Raw genomic sequence first — 17,070 nt, forward strand, 5'->3', positions numbered from 1 at the left:
TTCCATGACCGCGACCGGAGCGAAGTTCTCCGACGCGATCATCTCCAGGGTGGACTGCTGACGGTGCAGCTCGGCGTCCACGGCCGCCGCGACATCGGGGTCGAGCTCGTGAAGAGGGGTGTTCAGCACAGACATGGGTACGGCGCCTCAGCTTCCGGAGAACTCGGTGTACTCGTCGGCGGACATCAGGTCGGCCTGCTCCTCGGAGACACGGACCTTGAAGAGCCAACCGCCCTCGAACGGGGCCGAGTTGACCAGGGACGGGTCGTTCACGACGTCCTCGTTGGCCTCGACGACCTCACCGGTGACGGGGGCGTACAGCTCGCTGACCGACTTGGTCGACTCCAGCTCGCCACAGGTCTCACCGGCGGTCACGGTCGAGCCGACCTCGGGCAGCTCGACGAAGACCACGTCGCCGAGGGCGTTCGCGGCGTGCTCGGTGATGCCGATCGTGGAGACACCGTCAGCGGCGGGCGACAGCCACTCGTGTTCCTTGCTGTAACGCAGTTCCTTGGGGTTGCTCATGGCCTGAATTCTCCTGTACGCGGGGAGGTGGTGGTGCAGACGGGTGACGACGGGGTGCGGGGGACTACTTCTGCCGCTGGTAGAAGGGCAGGGCCACGACCTCGTACGGCTCGTGGGTGCCGCGGATGTCCACGCCGACGCCCTTCGTGCCGGGCTCGGCGTGCGCGGCGTCGACGTACGCCATCGCGATCGGCTTGCCCAGGGTGGGGGACGGGGCGCCGGAGGTGACCTCGCCGATGACCGTGCCGTCGGCTCCGCCCGCGGCAACGACAGCCATGCCGGCGCGGGGCACGCGGCGGCCCTCGGCGATCAGGCCGACGAGCTTGCGCGGCGGGTTCTGCTCGGCGCGCTCGGCGGCGCTCGTGAGGGCGTCGCGGCCGACGAAGGCGCCCTCGTTGGCGGTCTTCTCGAACTTCACGACGCGGCCGAGGCCGGCGTCGAACGGCGTGAGGTCGGTGCTCAGCTCGTGCCCGTACAGCGGCATGCCCGCCTCCAGGCGCAGGGTGTCGCGGCAGGACAGGCCGGCCGGGACCAGGCCGTACTCCTGGCCGGCGGCGGTGAGGGCCTGCCAGACCTGCTCGGCGTGCTCGGGCGCGAGGAACAGCTCGAAGCCGTCCTCGCCCGTGTAGCCGGTGCGGGCGATGAGGGCGGGGGCGCCGGCGACGGTGCCGGGCAGGCCCGCGTAGTACTTGAGGCCGTCGAGGTCGGCGTTGGTGACCGACTTGAGGATGGCGGGGGAGTGCGGGCCCTGCACGGCGAGGAGGGCGTACGCGTCGCGGTCGTCGCGGACCTCGGCGTCGAAGCCCTCGGCGCGCTCGACGAGGGCGTCGAGGACGGTCTGCGCGTTGGAGGCGTTGGCGACGACCATGTAGGTGTCGGCTTCCAGGCGGTAGACGATCAGGTCGTCGAGGATGCCGCCGTCCTCGCGGCAGATCATGGTGTAGCGGGCGCGGCCGGGCTTGATGGAGCCCATGTTGCCGACCAGGGCGTGGTCGAGGAGGTCCGCGGCCTGGACGCCGGTGACGGTGATCTCACCCATGTGGGAGAGGTCGAAGAGGCCGGCGGCGGTGCGGACGGCGTTGTGCTCGTCGCGCTCGCTTCCGTACCGCAGGGGCATGTCCCAGCCCGCGAAGTCGGTCATGGTCGCGCCGAGCGAACGGTGCAGCGCGTCGAGCGCGGTACGGCGCGGCGATGCGGATTGGCTCATGTGTGTGGCTCCCGGGGGCATGACTGGCGAGGTCGTCCTCCCCATCTGTCATCGGAACCCGTGGTCTCACAACCTGGGGTTCACAACCTGAGAGGTTCGCCGGGAGCCCGGCTTGCACCTTGGGTGGAGCCACGACTGCGGCTCGCTTTTCAGATCTGCCTCGCCCGCGCGGTAAGTGGGCCTGAGAGATTCAAGGGAGGATCTTGCTCCTTCGGCGCCCCGATGCTGGTCGGGGGCTCTCCCGCGCGGATTCAAGCGGCCGGTATGGAGTTGGCCCGCACATCATTGCATGCCGCCGCCCGGGGTGGTCGGGCCGCTGCGGATCTGTGACCGGGGGTGCGGTGGAACCGGTTCCGGCGTGGCCTGAGTCCTGAGGGGGAGAGCGGGTGACGAGGGCTGTGCCACAGGTGAGGACGAGGGGTGTGCCACAGGTAATGCCGTAATCCGCTTGTGTCGCATTACCGTCTCTTTACAGTGGGCGGGGAAGAGTCGCGTGACCGAACGGGGAGGACGATCACGGTGCACAAGGCCAGCGCGTATCCGGCGATGACCGCGACGAGCGGTGTCGCGGTGCCCGAGCAGCCGGGCGCTGCGGCTGCGGAGGCGCGGGCCGGACGCGCCCTGGGGCCCGCGCCGGTGGTGCGTGACCTGCGGGACCGCGCGGGCCGTGCCCCGCGGCAGCTGTGCTTCGGCGCGGGCGACCTCGTGGTGGTCTCGGGCCTGCCGGGCAGCGGCAAGACGACGCTGATCGACCGCGTGGTGGCCTCGCCCCGTTTCGACTCCCAGGACGCCCGCGACCGCTGGGCCCGCCGCATGCCCCGCTTCCTGCCGTACGCGGTCTACCGCCCGCTGGTCCGGGCCGCGCACTACGCGGGGCTGCGCAGGGCTCTGCGGTCCGGCGCGAGCGTCGTCGTGCACGACTGCGGTACGCAGGCGTGGGTGCGCCGCTGGCTGGCCCGTGAGGCGCAGCGCCGGGGCCGCGGCCTGCACCTGCTGCTGCTCGACGTCGACCCGGGCACGGCTCTCGCCGGTCAGCGCGAGCGCGGCCGGGGCGTCTCGCGGTACGCGTTCGCGCGGCACCGCAGGGCCGTCGGCCGCCTGGTGCGGGACGCGGAGCGGGGCCGGATCCCGGCGGGCTGCGCGTCGGCGGTGCTCCTCGACCGGGACGCGGCGGACCGGCTGCGGGGGATCGGCTTCGGTCGCTGAGTGCGCTGAGTGCGCTGAGTGCGCTGGGCGGCTGAGAGAGCTGAGCACGGTGAGCGCGTTGACCGCGCCGGGAGTTAGGGTCTGTGGCGCAGGTCGGACATGTGGTCGGACACACAGCTGAGCAGGGCGGCAGAGGTACGAGATGGACATTCCGGTACAGGGTGCGCAGGGGCCTCAGGGGCATCCGTACGGAGGGTGGCCGGCGAACGAGCTGGAGGAGGTCCTCGCGGCCTCGCTCGGCGCTCAGGCCGCGCCCGGCCCCTCGTCGGCGGGCGCCCGGATCCTGCAGGTGCTCGGCCGCAGCCGGGTGTGGGTGCCGCTGCCCAACGGCGGCAGCCGGGAGAGCCAGAACCTCGACCTGCCGACGATGGACATCGGCGGCGCCGCGTACGTACCGGTGTTCAGCTCCGAGGGCGAGCTGAAGCGGGTGGCCGGGGAGCACATGTCGTTCACGGTGGCGCCCGCGGTGGAGTTCGCCCGCGGGCTTCCGCCACTGCTCGGCATCGCGGTGAACCCGGAGGGCACGGTCGGCGTTCCGCTGCCGCCGCCCGCGGTGGCCGAGCTGTGCCGGACCGGCCGCACCGAGCTGGACGGTCCCGCGACCGGCGGCCGGGTGCGGCTCTTCGAGCCGGACTGGCAGGACGACCCGGTGGACTTCCTGGCGGCGGCGGGCGAGGAGTTCGCCGCGACGGGGGTGGTGCGCAGCGCGCGCCGCTGTCTCGCGAGCATCGAGGGCGAGAGCCCGGTGCTGTTCGTCGGCGTCGAGCTGTCCCGCTGGGAAGGCAGTGACCGGAATCCGCCGATGGACGCGCTCGGCCGTGCGCTCGGCCGGGTGCCGGTGGCGTGGCCGGTGAACCTCGTCCTGCTCGACGTCACCCAGGACCCGGTGGCCGACTGGATGCGGGAGAAGACGCGGCCGTTCTACACGGACGGGAACTGACCACTGCGGAGCGGTGTGTTCCGTTTGTGGCCGGTATTTCGGCTGTGGAGCGCCGCGGCGAAGCGCGCCGCATAAGCTGGTTTCATAACCTGGGCGTCCCCGTCGCGGCCCGGGTATCCGGGTCGAGGAGAGCCGGGGAGAGTCGGGGAAGCAGTCGATGCGTACGGGGCGAAGGGGCGGTCAACTAGTGAGTGCGTCGGGCACGGCTGCGGCCGGGACGGTCGAGCACATGCTGCGCCAGGTCACACCCGGGCGGTACGACGCCTACGAAGCGCTGCTCGGCGCGATCACCGAGGGCCAGGTGTGGATGCTCCTCTGGCACGGCCAAGCCGGATCCCCGGACGCCCAGTACGGGAACATGGCCGTGGAGGGCCTCGGCTACGCCCCCTGTGTGACCTCCGCGCAGGAGCTCGCCGCCTCCGGCTGGAACCGTGCGCACGAAGTTGTCGCCGGGGTCGACGTGGCCCGCACTCTCTTCCCCGACCACTACGGCCTGTGGCTCAATCCGCATGCGCCCGGCGGTGGGGTCGGCGTCCCGTGGCTCGACCTGCGGCGGATCGCGACGGGCCTGGACAAGGCGCCCGCCGGCCCCCTCCGGCTCTCCGAGCCGGCCGTCGAAATCCCCCAGTTCTACGCCCACTTGACGCAGAACGCGCACCGGACGCCGGTCGTCCGCTCGCTGCGGCGCGCGTGGGTGCAGCCCGCGGTGGGTGCGCCTTATCTGGCGATCGGCCTGGACGTATACGGCACGGACGCGGCGTCCGTCGACGCGGTCCGGGCGATGATGCAACAGTCCATCGCCGCGGTCCCGGAGGGCCTGCCCGTCTCGACGGTCGCACTGTCCGACGAGTACGACCCGGTGGCGATGTGGCTCCGCGCCAACTCCCGCCCGTTCTACGACCGCGAGGCGCATGTCGCCCCGGGCGGCGCGGGGTACGGCTACCCGCAACAGGGCACGTACTGACCCGCTGGTCACGGGTACTCGTCCCGCCCCTTATTTCTCCCCACCCCGCCCCTTCCCGAAAGTCCTGCCGGACAACTCGGGGGCTGCGCCCCCGACCCCCTGCTCCGGGACTGCGTCCCGTGAACTCCGCTTCGGGGCTGCGTCCCTGGGCCCCGCTTCGGGACTGCCGCCCCTGGTCCTCGCTTTGGGGTTGAGCCCCTGGCCTCCTGCTCCGGGACTGCGCCCCTGGACCTCGCCTTGGGGCTGCGCCCCTGGCCTCCCGCATCGGGGCTGCCGCCCGTGAACTCCGCTCCGGGACTGCATACCTGGACCCCGCTTCGGGGCTTCGTCCCGCCCCCGCCCGGGGCTGGCCCTCGGGCCCCATCCCCGGGGGCCATCCCCAGACCCCCGCTCCTCAAGCGCCGGAGGGGCTGGATTTTGCGGGCCGGGGCTGGATTTTTGCGGGGTGGGGGGATTTTGTGGGCTGAGGCTGAGACGGGCCCCGATAGGGGCGCGGGGAACTGCGCGAGCGGCCACGTTGGCGCGGCAGGCGAATGGCAACTGGGTCGGGGGTGAAGTTCTGGCTTTGTCGGGGGCGCGGGGAACTGCGCGAGCGGCCACGTTGGCGCGGCAGGCGAATGGCAACTGGGTCGGGGGTGAAGTTCTGGCTTTGTCGGGGGCGCGGGGAACTGCGCGAGCGGCCACGATGGCGCGGCAGGCGAAAGGTAACTGGGTCGGGGGTGAAGTCCTGGCTTTGCAGGGGCGCGGGGAACTGCGCGACCAGCCACCATGGCGCGGCAGCCGAACAGCGGCCGGGGGCCGGGGCCCGGGGTGCAGCCCCGAGAGCCGTCCGGCGAGGACTTCGGGAAGGGGCGGGGAGGGGAGCAAGGGGGAGCGAGCCCGGAGGGCGACCGGGGTCCGGGGTGGAGCCCCGCGGCTCCGCGGTCGCGCGGTGGCAGCCGCAAGTGGAGCCCCGCGGCTCCGCGGTCGCGCGGTGGCAGCCGCAAGCGGAGACCCGCGAACGTCCGCTGAGGCCACGCGGCGTCAGCCGCAAGTCGACACAGTCGGGAAGGGGCGGGTAGGGGAAAACGACCGCCAACCGGGCAACCCGCCCGCACCCAAGGCGAGTTGATCAAACCCCCCGCCCACGAAGTGGGAACGCTCGACAACTTAGGTCTGTATACGGCCAGTTGACCGAATTTGCGCGCCCGCGAAGTCGACCCGGACGTTCGGATAACGGAAGCCTGCTGGCCACATCACGGTTGCGCATCCATTCCCGGCCAGCACTGGCGGGTGATCGCGGACACATTGAAGACTCCCCGGATGTACGGCCTTTCGGGCCTGTGTGCGAGCTGCCAGACCAAGCCGATCAGAGCGTCGGTGCCGCTTGCGCCACGCATACGAACCAGTCGCTACAGCGGCAAGTGTGGGCCGGTCACCACCGGTTGAGAGGGGTCCCTGCCACGATGACGGCGCCAATGCATGACACAACCACGGACGTGGACGAGCCCGCGCCCGTAGCGGCGGAGGCCACGGCCGAGTCCAAGGCGAAGAAGGTCGAAGGGCGCTCCCTCAAGCAGATCGCCTGGAACCGCCTCAAGCAGGACAAGGTGGCGCTCGCCGGTGGCATCGTTGTCGTACTCCTGGTCGTGGTGAGCGTCTTCGCTCCGGTCCTGGTCAGCCTCTTCGGACACCCGCCGAACGAGGGCAACCTGGACCAGCTCGAAGACCTCACCAACCTCCCCAAGGGAGCCCTCGGCGGCATCAGCGGAGACCACCTCTTCGGCGTCGAACCCAACACGGGCCGCGACGTGTTCAGCCGGATCGTGTACGGCGCCCGCATCTCGATGCTCGTCGCCGTGCTCGCCGCGGCCGTCGCCGTCGTTCTCGGCACGCTCTTCGGCATCATCGCCGGGTACTTCGGCGGCTGGGTCGACGCGATCATCAGCCGCGTGATGGACGTGCTGCTCTCCTTCCCGCAGCTGCTCTTCATCATCGCCCTGGTCTCGGTGCTCCCCGACGACCTGCTCGGACTCTCCGGCAGCGGCGTCCGCATCGCCACCCTGGTCCTGGTCATCGGCCTCTTCGGCTGGCCGTACATCGGACGCATCGTGCGCGGTCAGACGCTGTCGCTCCGCGAACGCGAGTACGTGGAGGCCGCGCGGAGCCTCGGTGGCGGATCGCGCCACATCCTCTTCCGCGAACTGCTGCCGAACCTGGTCGCGCCGATCACCGTCTACACCACGCTGATGATCCCGACCAACATCCTCACCGAAGCCGCGCTGAGCTTCCTCGGCGCCGGTGTCCGACCCCCGACGGCCTCCTGGGGCGGCATGCTTCGGGATGCGCTCAGCGTGTACGAGCACGATCCGATGTTCATGGTCTTCCCTGGTCTGGCGATCTTCCTGACCGTGCTGGCCTTCAACCTCTTCGGTGACGGGCTGCGCGACGCCCTGGACCCCAAGGGAACCCGCTAGAACCCCCCACATCTGACCTGCCCCTGCCGCACCGTCAGGTGGCTCTTCGCAAGGTTCCTAGGCAGTCGAAGCCAAGGACCGAGAATCTCGGAGGATGCGAGAAAATGCCCACTTCCACGAAACGCAGGTTCACCGCCGGTGCGGCGCTCGTCGTAGCCGCCCTGATGACCACCACGGCTTGCGGTGGCGGCGGCGGTGAAGAGGAGAGCGGCGAGGGCGCCGGCTACAACGCGGGCATCGGCAAGATCGCCAACAAGTCGAACAAGAAGGGCGGCACGCTCAAGTTCATCGCGAAGCAGCCCATCGACTCGGCCGACCCGCAGCGCGCCTACTACGGCATGACCTGGGACTTCATGCGCTACTACACGCGCACCCTGGTCACGTACGACACCAAGCCCGGCGAGGCCTCCAACAACCTCGTCCCGGACCTCGCCGAGGCCAAGGCCGAGATCAGCGACGACGGCAAGACCTACACGTACAAGCTGCGTGAGGGTCTGACCTGGGAGGACGGCTCCAAGCTGACCTCCAAGGACATCAAGTACGGCATCGAGCGCATCTGGGCCACCGAGGTCATCACCGGTGGCCCCGCCTACCTGAAGCAGGTCCTCGACCCCAAGGGCGAGTACGAGGGCCCGTACAAGGACAAGTCGAAGGACAAGCTCGGCCTGAAGGCGATCGAGACGCCGGACGACCGGACGATCATCTTCAAGCTCCCGAAGCCCAACAGCGACTTCGAGAACATGCTGGCCATGCCCTCCGGCTCCCCGGTGAAGCAGGAGAAGGACAGCAAGGCCAAGTACGCCAACGAGCCGTTCTCGTCCGGCCCTTACAAGTTCGAGTCGTACCGGCCCGGCAAGAGCCTCACCCTCGTCCGCAACAAGGCGTGGAAGAAGTCCTCGGACCCGATCCGCCCCGCGCTGCCCGACAAGGTCACCGTCACCTTCTCCGCCAACAAGGAGGAGAACGACAAGAAGCTGATCGCGGGCGAGTACGACATCGACATGAACGGCACCGGTATGACCCAGTCGGGCCGTATCACCGCCATGCAGGACCACCAGGGCAACGTCGACAACATGCAGACGGACTTCATCCGTTACGTGGCCCTGGTCACCAAGACGAAGCCGCTCGACAACGTCGACTGCCGCAAGGCCGTCTTCTACGGCACCGACTTCGCCGCCCTGCAGAAGACCCGCGGCGGCAAGCTCGCGGCCGGCGACATCGCCACCAACGTGCTGCCCAAGGCCATCCCCGGCGCCGACGACTACGACCCGTACGGCGTCCTGGAGCGCAAGGGCAAGCCGGACGCGGCGAAGGCCAAGGAGTCGCTGAAGAAGTGCGGCAAGCCGAACGGCTTCTCCACCAAGATCACCGCGCGTACCGACAACCCCGGTGAGAAGGAAGCGGCCACGCAGCTGCAGCAGGACCTCGGCAAGGTCGGCATCAAGCTCGAGGTCGACACCATCCTCGGCTCCGAGTCCTCCTCCATCACCGGCTCGCCCGCCGTCACCAAGAAACGCGGCTACGGCCTCGTGATGAGCGGCTGGGGCCCGGACTTCCCGTCCGGCCAGGGCTTCGCGCAGCCGCTCTTCGACAGCCGCTTCATCGCCGAGAACGGCAACTACAACGAGGCGCAGATCGAGGACAAGAAGATCGACAAGTACTTCGACGACGCCATCGGGGCCAAGTCGCCGGAGGACGCCGCCAAGATCTACACCGACCTGAACCACCGTGTGATGGACCTGGCCGTGTGGATGCCGTTCCTGCAGGAGAAGAACATCACCTGGCGCGGTTCGCGGGTGACCAACGTCTACTCCTCCGCCGCCTACAGCGGCCGCTACGACTACATCATGCTCGGCGTGAAGTAGTAGTCAGCCCGTCCCTCTCGCCGAACCCCGCCAGTCCGAAGGGCAGGTGATGGCCCCGGTCGGCGGTCGGATCCCCGCAACCCGGAGATCCGGCCGCCGACGGGCCGCGCACAGTGCTTGCTTATCTCATCCGGCGCCTGGGCGCCGTCATCGTGATGGTGCTGGTCGTCCTCCTGACGACCTTCGTCATCTTCTACATGCTGCCCAAGTGGGCCGGCCAGGACCTCGCTGTGCTCTTCGCCGGCAAGAACTCCGGCGCCGAGCAACTGGAGGGCATCCGGCAGAAGTTGGGCCTCAGCGATCCGCTGCTCGTCCAGTTCGCCGAGTTCGTCAAGGGCATCCCCTTCGGCCGGGACTTCGGCAGCGGCAACAACGTCACCCACTGCCCGTCGCCCTGCCTCGGCTACTCCTTCCGTACGGAGGCGCCGGTCTGGGAGACCATCAAGGACGCCCTGCCGGTGACGGCCGCCATGGCCGTCGGCGCCGCCGTCCTGTGGCTGCTCGGCGGTGTCGCCGTCGGTGTCGTCTCGGCCCTGAAGCGGGGCTCGATCTGGGACCGCTCCGCGATGGTCGTGGCGCTCTCCGGCGTCTCCATGCCGATCTTCTTCACCGGCATGATCGCGATGGGCATCTTCGTGCACAGCCTCGGCTGGCTGCACATCGACGACAGCCTCAGCTCCAACGACTCCATCGGCACCTGGGTGGAGACCCTGATCCTGCCGTGGATCGTGCTCGCCTTCCTGCAGGCGGCCATGTACGCACGCCTCACCCGCGCCACGATGCTGGAGGTGCTCGGCGAGGACTACATCCGTACCGCCCGCGCCAAGGGCGTCACGGAGCCGGTGGTCATCCGGCGGCACGCGCTGCGCTCCACCATGACGCCGATCCTCACCGTCTTCGGCCTGGACCTCGGCATCCTCATGGGCGGCGCGATCCTCACCGAGACGACCTTCAACCTGCCGGGCCTCGGCCGTGAGGCGGTCCAGGCGATCGACGGCAAGGACCTGCCGATGATCCTCGGCGTGACGCTGTGCATGTCACTCGCCATCGCCTTCGCCAACCTCATTGTGGACCTGATGTACGCCGTGATCGACCCGCGAGTGAGGCTCGGATGAGCGAGATGAGCGACCTGAAGAAGACCGGAGCCGCCGTCGGCGAGCCGGTCACCGACTCTCCCGCACCCTCCGCGTTCCTCGAAGTACGCGACCTGAAGGTGCACTTCCCGACCGACGACGGCCTGGTGAAGTCCGTCGACGGCCTCAGCTTCCAGCTGGAGAAGGGCCAGACCCTCGGCATCGTGGGCGAGTCCGGCTCCGGCAAGTCCGTCACCTCGCTCGGCATCATGGGCCTGCACACCGCCGGCCAGTACGGCAAGCGCAAGGCGCAGATCTCCGGCGAGATCTGGCTCGACGGGCAGGAGTTGCTCTCCGCCGACCCGGACGAGGTGCGCCGGCTGCGCGGCCGCGAGATGGCGATGATCTTCCAGGATCCGCTGTCGGCCCTGCACCCGTACTACACGATCGGCAAGCAGATCGTGGAGGCGTACCGGGTCCACCACGACGTGGACAAGAAGACCGCGCGCAAGCGGGCGATCGAGATGCTCGACCGTGTCGGCATCCCGCAGCCCGACAAGCGCGTGGACGCCTACCCGCACGAGTTCTCCGGCGGCATGCGGCAGCGCGCGATGATCGCGATGTCGCTCGTCAACAACCCCGAACTCCTCATCGCCGACGAGCCGACCACCGCGCTCGACGTGACGGTGCAAGCCCAGATCCTGGACCTGATCCGCGATCTGCAGAAGGAGTTCGGCTCGGCCGTCATCATCATCACCCACGACCTCGGCGTCGTCGCCGAGCTCGCGGACAACATCCTGGTGATGTACGGCGGCCGCTGCGTCGAGCGCGGCTCCGCGGAGAAGGTCTTCTACGAGCCCCAACACCCGTACACCTGGGGCCTGTTGGGCTCGATGCCGCGTATCGACAAGGAGCAGACCGAGCGCCTGATCCCGGTCAAGGGCTCCCCGCCCTCGCTGATCAACATCCCGTCCGGCTGCGCCTTCAACCCGCGCTGCCCGTACGCGGACCTGCCCAAGGACAACGTGACCCGCACGGTGCGCCCCGAGCTGGCCGAGAGCGAAGCCGGTCACTGGAGCGCCTGCCACCTCACGCCGGGGCAGCGGGAACGTATCTGGACCGAAGAGATTGCGCCCAAGCTGTGAGCGAAGACCGAAGCGAAGCCCGTAGCGAAGACCGAAGCGAAGACCGTAGCGAAGCGCGCGGCGAGGACAGCGAACTCCGCGAGATGCGCGAGAACAACGAGGACCGCCCGGCCGCGCCCGCCGCCGAGTCCGCATCCGAGCCCGACGCCGGCACGGTGGCCCTCGACAAGGACGCCGCGCCGGGGGAGGTGCTGCTCAAGGTCACCGGCCTGCAGAAGCACTTCCCGATCCGCAAGGGCGTGCTCCAGCGGCAGGTCGGCTCGGTCAAGGCCGTCGACGGCATCGACTTCGACGTCCGCTCGGGCGAAACCCTGGGCGTCGTCGGCGAGTCCGGCTGCGGCAAGTCCACGATGGGCCGCCTGATCACGCGGCTGCTCGAACCCACCGCGGGCACCGTCGAGTTCGAGGGCCGCGACATCACGCACCTCGGGGTGCGCGGCATGCGTCCGATGCGCCGCGACGTCCAGATGATCTTCCAGGACCCGTACTCGTCGCTGAACCCCCGGCACACGGTCGGCGCGATCGTCTCGGCGCCCTTCAAGCTGCAGGGCGTGACCCCCGAGGGCGGCGTCAAGAAGGAGGTCCAGCGACTTCTGGAGGTCGTGGGCCTCAACCCCGAGCACTACAACCGCTATCCGCACGAATTCTCCGGCGGCCAGCGCCAACGCATCGGCATCGCAAGGGCGTTGGCCCTGAAGCCGAAGCTGGTCGTCGCCGACGAGCCGGTCTCCGCCCTGGACGTCTCCATCCAGGCGCAGGTCGTCAACCTCCTCGACGACCTGCAGCAGGAGATGGGCCTCACGTACGTGATCATCGCCCACGACCTGTCGGTCATCCGGCACGTCTCGGACCGGATCGCGGTGATGTACCTCGGCAAGATCGTCGAGCTGGCGGACCGCAAGTCGCTGTACGAGTCGCCGATGCACCCGTACACGAACGCGCTCCTTTCGGCCGTGCCGGTGCCGGACCCGCGCCGGCGGGCCGCGAAGAGCGAGCGCATCCTGCTCCGCGGGGACGTCCCGTCCCCGATCGCCCCGCCGAGCGGCTGCCGCTTCCACACGCGGTGCTGGAAGGCGACGGAGATCTGCAAGACGGCGGAGCCCCCGCTGATCCCCCTGGCCACGGGCCACCAGGTGGCCTGCCACCACCCGGAGAACGCCGAGGACCAGGCCCCGCAGGACACGGTCCTGCTGACCGCGGCGGTGGAGGCCGCGGAGGCGGCGGGCGTGGAGGTCCCGGAGACGGCGGTACCGGATGCGTCGAAGGCGGAGGCGACCGAGGCCTGACCCTTCCCCACCCCGCCCCTTCCCGAACTGGGGCCAGCCCACCAGGCCCCCGCTCCTCAAGCCCCGACAGGGGCGCGGGGAACTGCGCGACCAGCCACGACGGCGCGGCAGCCGAAAGACTGCCGGGGGTCCGGGGCGGAGCCCCGAAGCTGCCGCAGGCTTTGGGAAGGGGCGGGGAGGGGAGGCAAAGCGCGGAGCGCGATCGGGGTCCGGGGCGGAGCCCTGGGGGTGGGCCGGGGCGGCCCGCGCCTGAACGCGTTCGTACGGACCGTGCACAATGCACCCCGTGATCCAGGACCTCTTCACACCTTCCGTCCAGCACAGCCTCGACCTGGTCGGAATCTTCGTGTTCGCCATCTCCGGCGCACTCCTCGCGGTGCGCAAGAACTTCGACGTGTTCGGCATCGCCGTACTCGCCGAGGTCACCGCGCTCGGCGGCGGCATCTTCCGGGACGTGATCATCGGCGCCGTGCCCCCGGCCGCCTTCACCGACCTCGGCTACTTCGTCACGCCCCTCTTCGCCGCGGCCCTGGTCTTCTTCCTGCACCCGGAGGTCGAGCGGATCAACCGCGCCGTCAACGTCTTCGACGCGGCCGGCCTGGGCCTGTTCTGCGTCGCGGGCACCGTGAAGGCGTACGAGTACGGGCTCGGCCTCACCGCCTCCGCCGCGCTCGGCCTGGCCACGGCCGTCGGCGGCGGCGTCCTGCGCGACGTGCTCGCCAACGAGGTGCCGTCGCTGCTGCGCTGGGACCGCGACCTGTACGCGGTGCCGGCCATGGTCGGCGCGGGCATCGTGGTCCTCTGCATCCGCTTCGAGGCGCTCAACACGTTCACCAGCGCCCTCGCCGTCGTCACCGCGTTCGTGCTGCGGCTGCTCGCCATCGCCCGGCACTGGCGGGCCCCGCGCGCCTGGAACCGGCGATCCGCCGTCGACGAAAAAGCTACCGCTCAGTAGTTACCTGTTGTACGGTGCCTGCCATGACTACGGGCACGACAAGGGCCGCCACCATCGGCGACAGCGAGTTCGACCGCGACACCGCAGTGGTGCGCCGGTCCGAGGGCGTCTACGACACCGAGCTCTCCGCGGGCTGGACGATCATCAACGCCGTCAACGGCGGCTATCTGCTCGCCGTCATCGGCCGCGCACTCGCCGACGCCCTGCCGCACTCCGACCCGTTCACCATCTCCGCGCACTACCTCACCGCCTCCCAGCCGGGCCCGGCCGTGATCCGCACGGAGACGGTCCGCGCCGGCCGCACCCTCTCCTCCGGCCAGGCCTCCCTCTTCCAGTACGGCGATGACGGCGCCGAGGTCGAACGCATCCGCGTCATCGCCTCGTACGGGGACCTGGACGCGCTGCCCGACGACGTCCGCACCTCCGCCGAACCCCCGGCCATCCCGCCGGTCGACCAGTGCTTCGGCCCGCAGGACGCGCCCGACGACGCCCCCGTGCAGGGCAGCACCGCCATCGCCGAGCGGCTCTGGCTGAAACTGGACCCGGCCACCCTCGGCTGGGCGCTCGGCGCGCCTTCCGGCAAGGGCGAGATGCGCTCCTGGTTCGGCCTCGCCGACGGCCGCGACGCCGACCCGCTCTCCCTGCTCCTCGCCGTGGACGCGCTGCCGCCGACCGCCTTCGAGCTGGGCCTTTCCGGCTGGGTGCCGACCGTCGAGCTGACCGTGCACGTGCGCTGCCGCCCCGCGCCCGGCCCGCTGCGCGTCGCCATCGCCACCCGCAACCTCGCGGGCGGCTTCCTGGAGGAGGACGCCGAGGTCTGGGACAGCGCGGGCCGACTCGTCGCCCAGTCCCGCCAGTTGGCCAGGACGGTCCTCGCCCGCTGACCGGCTTCAGGGTCGTACGCGATCCTGGGTGCCGTGAAGTCCGAACGGCTGCTCTCCATCCTGCTGCTGCTCCAGACCCGCGGCCGCGTGCCCGCGCATGAGCTCGCCGAGCGCCTCGAAGTCTCCGTACGCACCATCTACCGGGACGTCGAGGCGCTCTCCGGCAGCGGCGTCCCGGTGTACGCGGAGCGCGGGCGGCACGGCGGCATCGCGCTGCTTCCCGGCTACCGCACGGATGTCACGGGGCTCACGGCCGACGAGTCGCGCGCGCTGTTCGTGCTCGCCGCCGAGGGCACGCACGCCGCGCTCGGCCTGGACTCGGCGATCGGCTCGGCGCTGCGCAAGGTCATGGCCGCGCTGCCCGCCCCGCACCGGCCCGGCGCCGAGCTGGCGGCGCGGCGCATCCTCGTCGACCCGGTGCGCTGGCTCGGCGGACCGCAGCCGGCGGTCGACCTGGAGGCCCTGCAGGACGCGGTGTTCAGCGACCGCCGTATCGACGTCCGCTACCGGCACAGCGGGCGGTCCGAGATGCGCGCCTACACCGTCGACCCGTACGGCCTCGTCTCCAAGGCCGGGATCTGGTACCTGGTCGCCGACCGGGACGGCGCCCCGCGGCTCCTGCGCGTCGACCGGATCGAGGCGGCCACGGTGACGGACGAACCGGTACGCAGACGGGCCGGCGTCGAACTCGCCCAGGTGTGGGAGGAGTTGAGGCGCCGGGTGGAGGACCGGGCGGGCGCGATCGTGGTGGAGGCGCGGGTGCGGCGACCGTGGCTCGACATGTTCGTCCGCATGAACGGCGCATACATGACGGAGCCGCCCCGCCCTTCCGACTCCGACTCCGGCTCCGGCTCCGACTCCGGCTCTGACTGGGTCCCGGTCCGCCTGGCCTTCAACGACATCCGAGAGTCCCGCCAACTCCTCGCCTTCTCCGACCGAGCGGAGGTGCTCTCTCCGAGGGAGGTCAGGGAGGAGTTGCGGCGGGCGGCGAGGTCGATCGTCGCGCTGTACGCGGAGGGCCCCGACTGATCCCCACCCCGCCCCTTCCCGAAAGCCTGCGGCGCTCCGGGGGACTCCACCCCCGGACCCCCGCTCCTCAAACGCCGGAGGGGCTATTTTTGGGCGGCGATACGTGCCCCGATAGGGGCGCGGGGAACTGCGCGAGCAACCACGACGTCGGGAAAGCCGACCGACGGCGGGGGTGTTGTTCAGGGGCGCGGGGAACTGCGCGATCAGCCACGGCGGTGGGAAAGCCGAAGAACGAGGGGGATCCTGGGGTGGAGCCCCGGAGTGGGGTCCGGGGCGGTAGCCCCGGGCAGGGGGACGGGGGCGCTGCCCCCGTAACGCTCAGCTCTCGTTCAGCCAGTGCGCACTACCCACAGTAAGAAGCCGCAACCGACGCCGAGCCGTGTGCCCCGCCCCCGCAAGCGCCGCAGGACCCTCCGCGTCCAGGAACTCCGAAGCCGTCATCACCATCAGGTCCACGTACATTCCCCCGAGCATCCGCAGATCCTCCCCGCTCCACCCCCGCGAGCCCTCATCCGCGGCCAGAGCGGAGGTCAACTCCTCCGCGAACCGGTCGAGTTGGGCCGCGATGGCCTGGCGTACGGGCGCCACCCCGCCGTACCGCTCGCGAGCGAGGAAGCGGAAGTGGGCGGGCTGTTCCGCGACATGACGGGCGATCAGCTCCACGCTGCGGTCGATGCGCCGCTCGGTGTCCCCAGTCTCGGCCAGGACCGCGCCGATCACACCGTGCAGGCTTCCCAGCGTCTCCTCGACCAGGGCGACCCCGAGAGCCGGGATGTCGGCGAAGTGCCGGTAGAAGCCCGCGGGGGAGATCCCGGCCGCCCGCGCCACCTCGCGCAGGCCGAGGCTGCTGAGGCTCTGCTGCTCCAGCAGTTCCAGGCTCGCGGTGAGCAGGGCCTGGCGGGTCCTCAGTTTCTGTGCCTGGCGCGTGCCCGCGGCGTCCGGAGTGTGACTCATGGAACTCAGTAAACAACTGTTCTCCGGCACGAGCGCCCTCCGGCTCGGTTTAGACTCATGAGTCAGTGAACAATCGTACGCTGAAATTCTGAGAGGCGCATCGTGATCGCACTGGTCGCCGTACTGCTCCTGCTGGGCGTCCTGCTCGGCGCCATCGCCCAACTCCCCTTCTCCGTCTCCCTCGTGGCCGCCGCCGTCATCGCCGGCTGGCTGGCCGCCTTCGCCGTGCGCGAGCAGCTCGCGCGTCACCGTTCGGAGTGAGTGCCGTGTCCACGCCGCATGCGTCACCTGTGTCGGATTCGGCAGATGCGCCGGATTCATCGATCGGCGACGGAACCCGCCGGGCCGACTCCATGGCCGTGGCGTCCTTCGTCCTCGGCCTCGTCGGACTGCTCGTCCTGAACGTCGTCCTCGGCCCGATGGCCATCGCCCTCGCCTGCATCGCCCTGCGCACCGGCACGGCCCGCCGAGGCCGAGCGCTCCTCGGCCTCGGCCTCGGCTTCGCCGATCTGCTCGTGCTCGCCGCCCTGACCGCCGCCAACGGCACGGTGGTCTGGAACTTCGGCTGACCGCGACCGTCG

General features: G+C 70.2%; 15 protein-coding genes, 2 pseudogenes and 1 riboswitch. Of the genes and pseudogenes, 13 read left to right on the forward strand and 4 right to left on the reverse strand.

Going from position 1 to position 17,070, the window contains the following annotated elements; all coding sequences use genetic code 11:
* The 3 genes and pseudogenes from QIS96_RS32030 to gcvT all read right to left on the reverse strand — a co-directional run.
* Window positions 1-135: pseudogene (locus QIS96_RS32030) on the reverse strand (serine hydroxymethyltransferase); the annotation flags it as partial.
* A 12-nt stretch (window positions 136-147) separates the two neighbouring features.
* The gene (gene gcvH / locus QIS96_RS32035) at window positions 148-525 is read right to left on the reverse strand and encodes a glycine cleavage system protein GcvH (RefSeq protein ID WP_282546348.1); all 378 of its coding nucleotides are present in this window, start codon (window positions 523-525) and stop codon (window positions 148-150) included.
* Between the two features lie 64 nt (window positions 526-589).
* Window positions 590-1,732 carry a glycine cleavage system aminomethyltransferase GcvT gene (gcvT, locus tag QIS96_RS32040; protein ID WP_282546349.1) on the reverse strand — a complete coding sequence of 381 codons (1,143 nt, stop codon included), beginning with the start codon at window positions 1,730-1,732 and terminating at the stop codon, window positions 590-592.
* Window positions 1,733-1,891: 159 nt separating this feature from the next.
* Window positions 1,892-1,986: riboswitch (glycine riboswitch) on the reverse strand.
* Window positions 1,987-2,278: 292 nt separating this feature from the next.
* Between gcvT and QIS96_RS32045 the strand changes: the two genes are divergently transcribed.
* From QIS96_RS32045 to QIS96_RS32095, 11 genes and pseudogenes are all read left to right on the forward strand, one after another.
* A complete protein-coding gene (locus tag QIS96_RS32045) occupies window positions 2,279-2,938 on the forward strand; it encodes an AAA family ATPase (protein WP_408907293.1) in 660 nt (219 codons plus the stop codon).
* Between the two features lie 142 nt (window positions 2,939-3,080).
* A complete protein-coding gene (locus QIS96_RS32050; RefSeq protein ID WP_282546350.1) occupies window positions 3,081-3,878 on the forward strand; it encodes an enhanced serine sensitivity protein SseB in 798 nt (265 codons plus the stop codon).
* A gap of 187 nt (window positions 3,879-4,065) precedes the next feature.
* Window positions 4,066-4,842, forward strand: a complete 777-nt coding sequence (locus QIS96_RS32055; RefSeq protein ID WP_282546351.1) for an enhanced serine sensitivity protein SseB C-terminal domain-containing protein — start codon at window positions 4,066-4,068, stop codon at window positions 4,840-4,842.
* Between the two features lie 1,445 nt (window positions 4,843-6,287).
* Window positions 6,288-7,298, forward strand: a complete 1,011-nt coding sequence (locus tag QIS96_RS32060) for an ABC transporter permease (RefSeq protein WP_282546352.1) — start codon at window positions 6,288-6,290, stop codon at window positions 7,296-7,298.
* Between the two features lie 104 nt (window positions 7,299-7,402).
* Window positions 7,403-9,163, forward strand: a complete 1,761-nt coding sequence (locus tag QIS96_RS32065) for an ABC transporter substrate-binding protein (protein WP_282546353.1) — start codon at window positions 7,403-7,405, stop codon at window positions 9,161-9,163.
* A 113-nt stretch (window positions 9,164-9,276) separates the two neighbouring features.
* Complete coding sequence (locus tag QIS96_RS32070) at window positions 9,277-10,278, forward strand: ABC transporter permease (protein WP_282546354.1); 1,002 nt, start codon at window positions 9,277-9,279, stop codon at window positions 10,276-10,278.
* Window positions 10,279-10,283: 5 nt separating this feature from the next.
* Window positions 10,284-11,381, forward strand: a complete 1,098-nt coding sequence (locus QIS96_RS32075; RefSeq protein WP_282546389.1) for an ABC transporter ATP-binding protein — start codon at window positions 10,284-10,286, stop codon at window positions 11,379-11,381.
* 83 nt (window positions 11,382-11,464) lie between these two features.
* Window positions 11,465-12,664: pseudogene (locus QIS96_RS32080) on the forward strand (ABC transporter ATP-binding protein); the annotation flags it as partial.
* Window positions 12,665-12,953: 289 nt separating this feature from the next.
* The gene (locus QIS96_RS32085; protein WP_282546356.1) at window positions 12,954-13,622 is read left to right on the forward strand and encodes a trimeric intracellular cation channel family protein; all 669 of its coding nucleotides are present in this window, start codon (window positions 12,954-12,956) and stop codon (window positions 13,620-13,622) included.
* A gap of 23 nt (window positions 13,623-13,645) precedes the next feature.
* Complete coding sequence (locus QIS96_RS32090) at window positions 13,646-14,506, forward strand: thioesterase family protein (RefSeq protein WP_282546357.1); 861 nt, start codon at window positions 13,646-13,648, stop codon at window positions 14,504-14,506.
* A gap of 33 nt (window positions 14,507-14,539) precedes the next feature.
* The gene (locus QIS96_RS32095) at window positions 14,540-15,535 is read left to right on the forward strand and encodes a helix-turn-helix transcriptional regulator (protein WP_282546358.1); all 996 of its coding nucleotides are present in this window, start codon (window positions 14,540-14,542) and stop codon (window positions 15,533-15,535) included.
* Between the two features lie 318 nt (window positions 15,536-15,853).
* Here QIS96_RS32095 and QIS96_RS32100 read toward each other — a convergent pair whose 3' ends face one another.
* Complete coding sequence (locus QIS96_RS32100; protein WP_282546359.1) at window positions 15,854-16,489, reverse strand: TetR family transcriptional regulator; 636 nt, start codon at window positions 16,487-16,489, stop codon at window positions 15,854-15,856.
* Window positions 16,490-16,591: 102 nt separating this feature from the next.
* On the opposite strand from QIS96_RS32100, the gene QIS96_RS32105 reads away from it, so the two are divergent.
* Window positions 16,592-16,750, forward strand: a complete 159-nt coding sequence (locus QIS96_RS32105) for a hypothetical protein (RefSeq protein WP_282546360.1) — start codon at window positions 16,592-16,594, stop codon at window positions 16,748-16,750.
* 29 nt (window positions 16,751-16,779) lie between these two features.
* A complete protein-coding gene (locus tag QIS96_RS32110) occupies window positions 16,780-17,058 on the forward strand; it encodes a DUF4190 domain-containing protein (RefSeq protein ID WP_408907291.1) in 279 nt (92 codons plus the stop codon).
* Window positions 17,059-17,070 lie beyond the last annotated feature (12 nt).

It is taken from the genome of Streptomyces cavernicola (assembly GCF_029968035.1).
GTDB lineage: Bacteria > Actinomycetota > Actinomycetes > Streptomycetales > Streptomycetaceae > Streptomyces > Streptomyces cavernicola.

What these genes read in the sequence shown, in the direction of transcription:
- gcvH (WP_282546348.1), bottom strand. Translation starts at nt 525, where the DNA reads ATGAGCAACCCCAAGGAACTGCGTTACAGCAAGGAACACGAGTGGCTG.
- gcvT (WP_282546349.1), bottom strand. Translation starts at nt 1,732, where the DNA reads ATGAGCCAATCCGCATCGCCGCGCCGTACCGCGCTCGACGCGCTGCAC.
- QIS96_RS32045 (WP_408907293.1), top strand. Translation starts at nt 2,279, where the DNA reads ATGACCGCGACGAGCGGTGTCGCGGTGCCCGAGCAGCCGGGCGCTGCG.
- QIS96_RS32050 (WP_282546350.1), top strand. Translation starts at nt 3,081, where the DNA reads ATGGACATTCCGGTACAGGGTGCGCAGGGGCCTCAGGGGCATCCGTAC.
- QIS96_RS32060 (WP_282546352.1), top strand. Translation starts at nt 6,288, where the DNA reads ATGACGGCGCCAATGCATGACACAACCACGGACGTGGACGAGCCCGCG.
- QIS96_RS32065 (WP_282546353.1), top strand. Translation starts at nt 7,403, where the DNA reads ATGCCCACTTCCACGAAACGCAGGTTCACCGCCGGTGCGGCGCTCGTC.
- QIS96_RS32075 (WP_282546389.1), top strand. Translation starts at nt 10,284, where the DNA reads ATGAGCGACCTGAAGAAGACCGGAGCCGCCGTCGGCGAGCCGGTCACC.
- QIS96_RS32090 (WP_282546357.1), top strand. Translation starts at nt 13,646, where the DNA reads ATGACTACGGGCACGACAAGGGCCGCCACCATCGGCGACAGCGAGTTC.
- QIS96_RS32100 (WP_282546359.1), bottom strand. Translation starts at nt 16,489, where the DNA reads ATGAGTCACACTCCGGACGCCGCGGGCACGCGCCAGGCACAGAAACTG.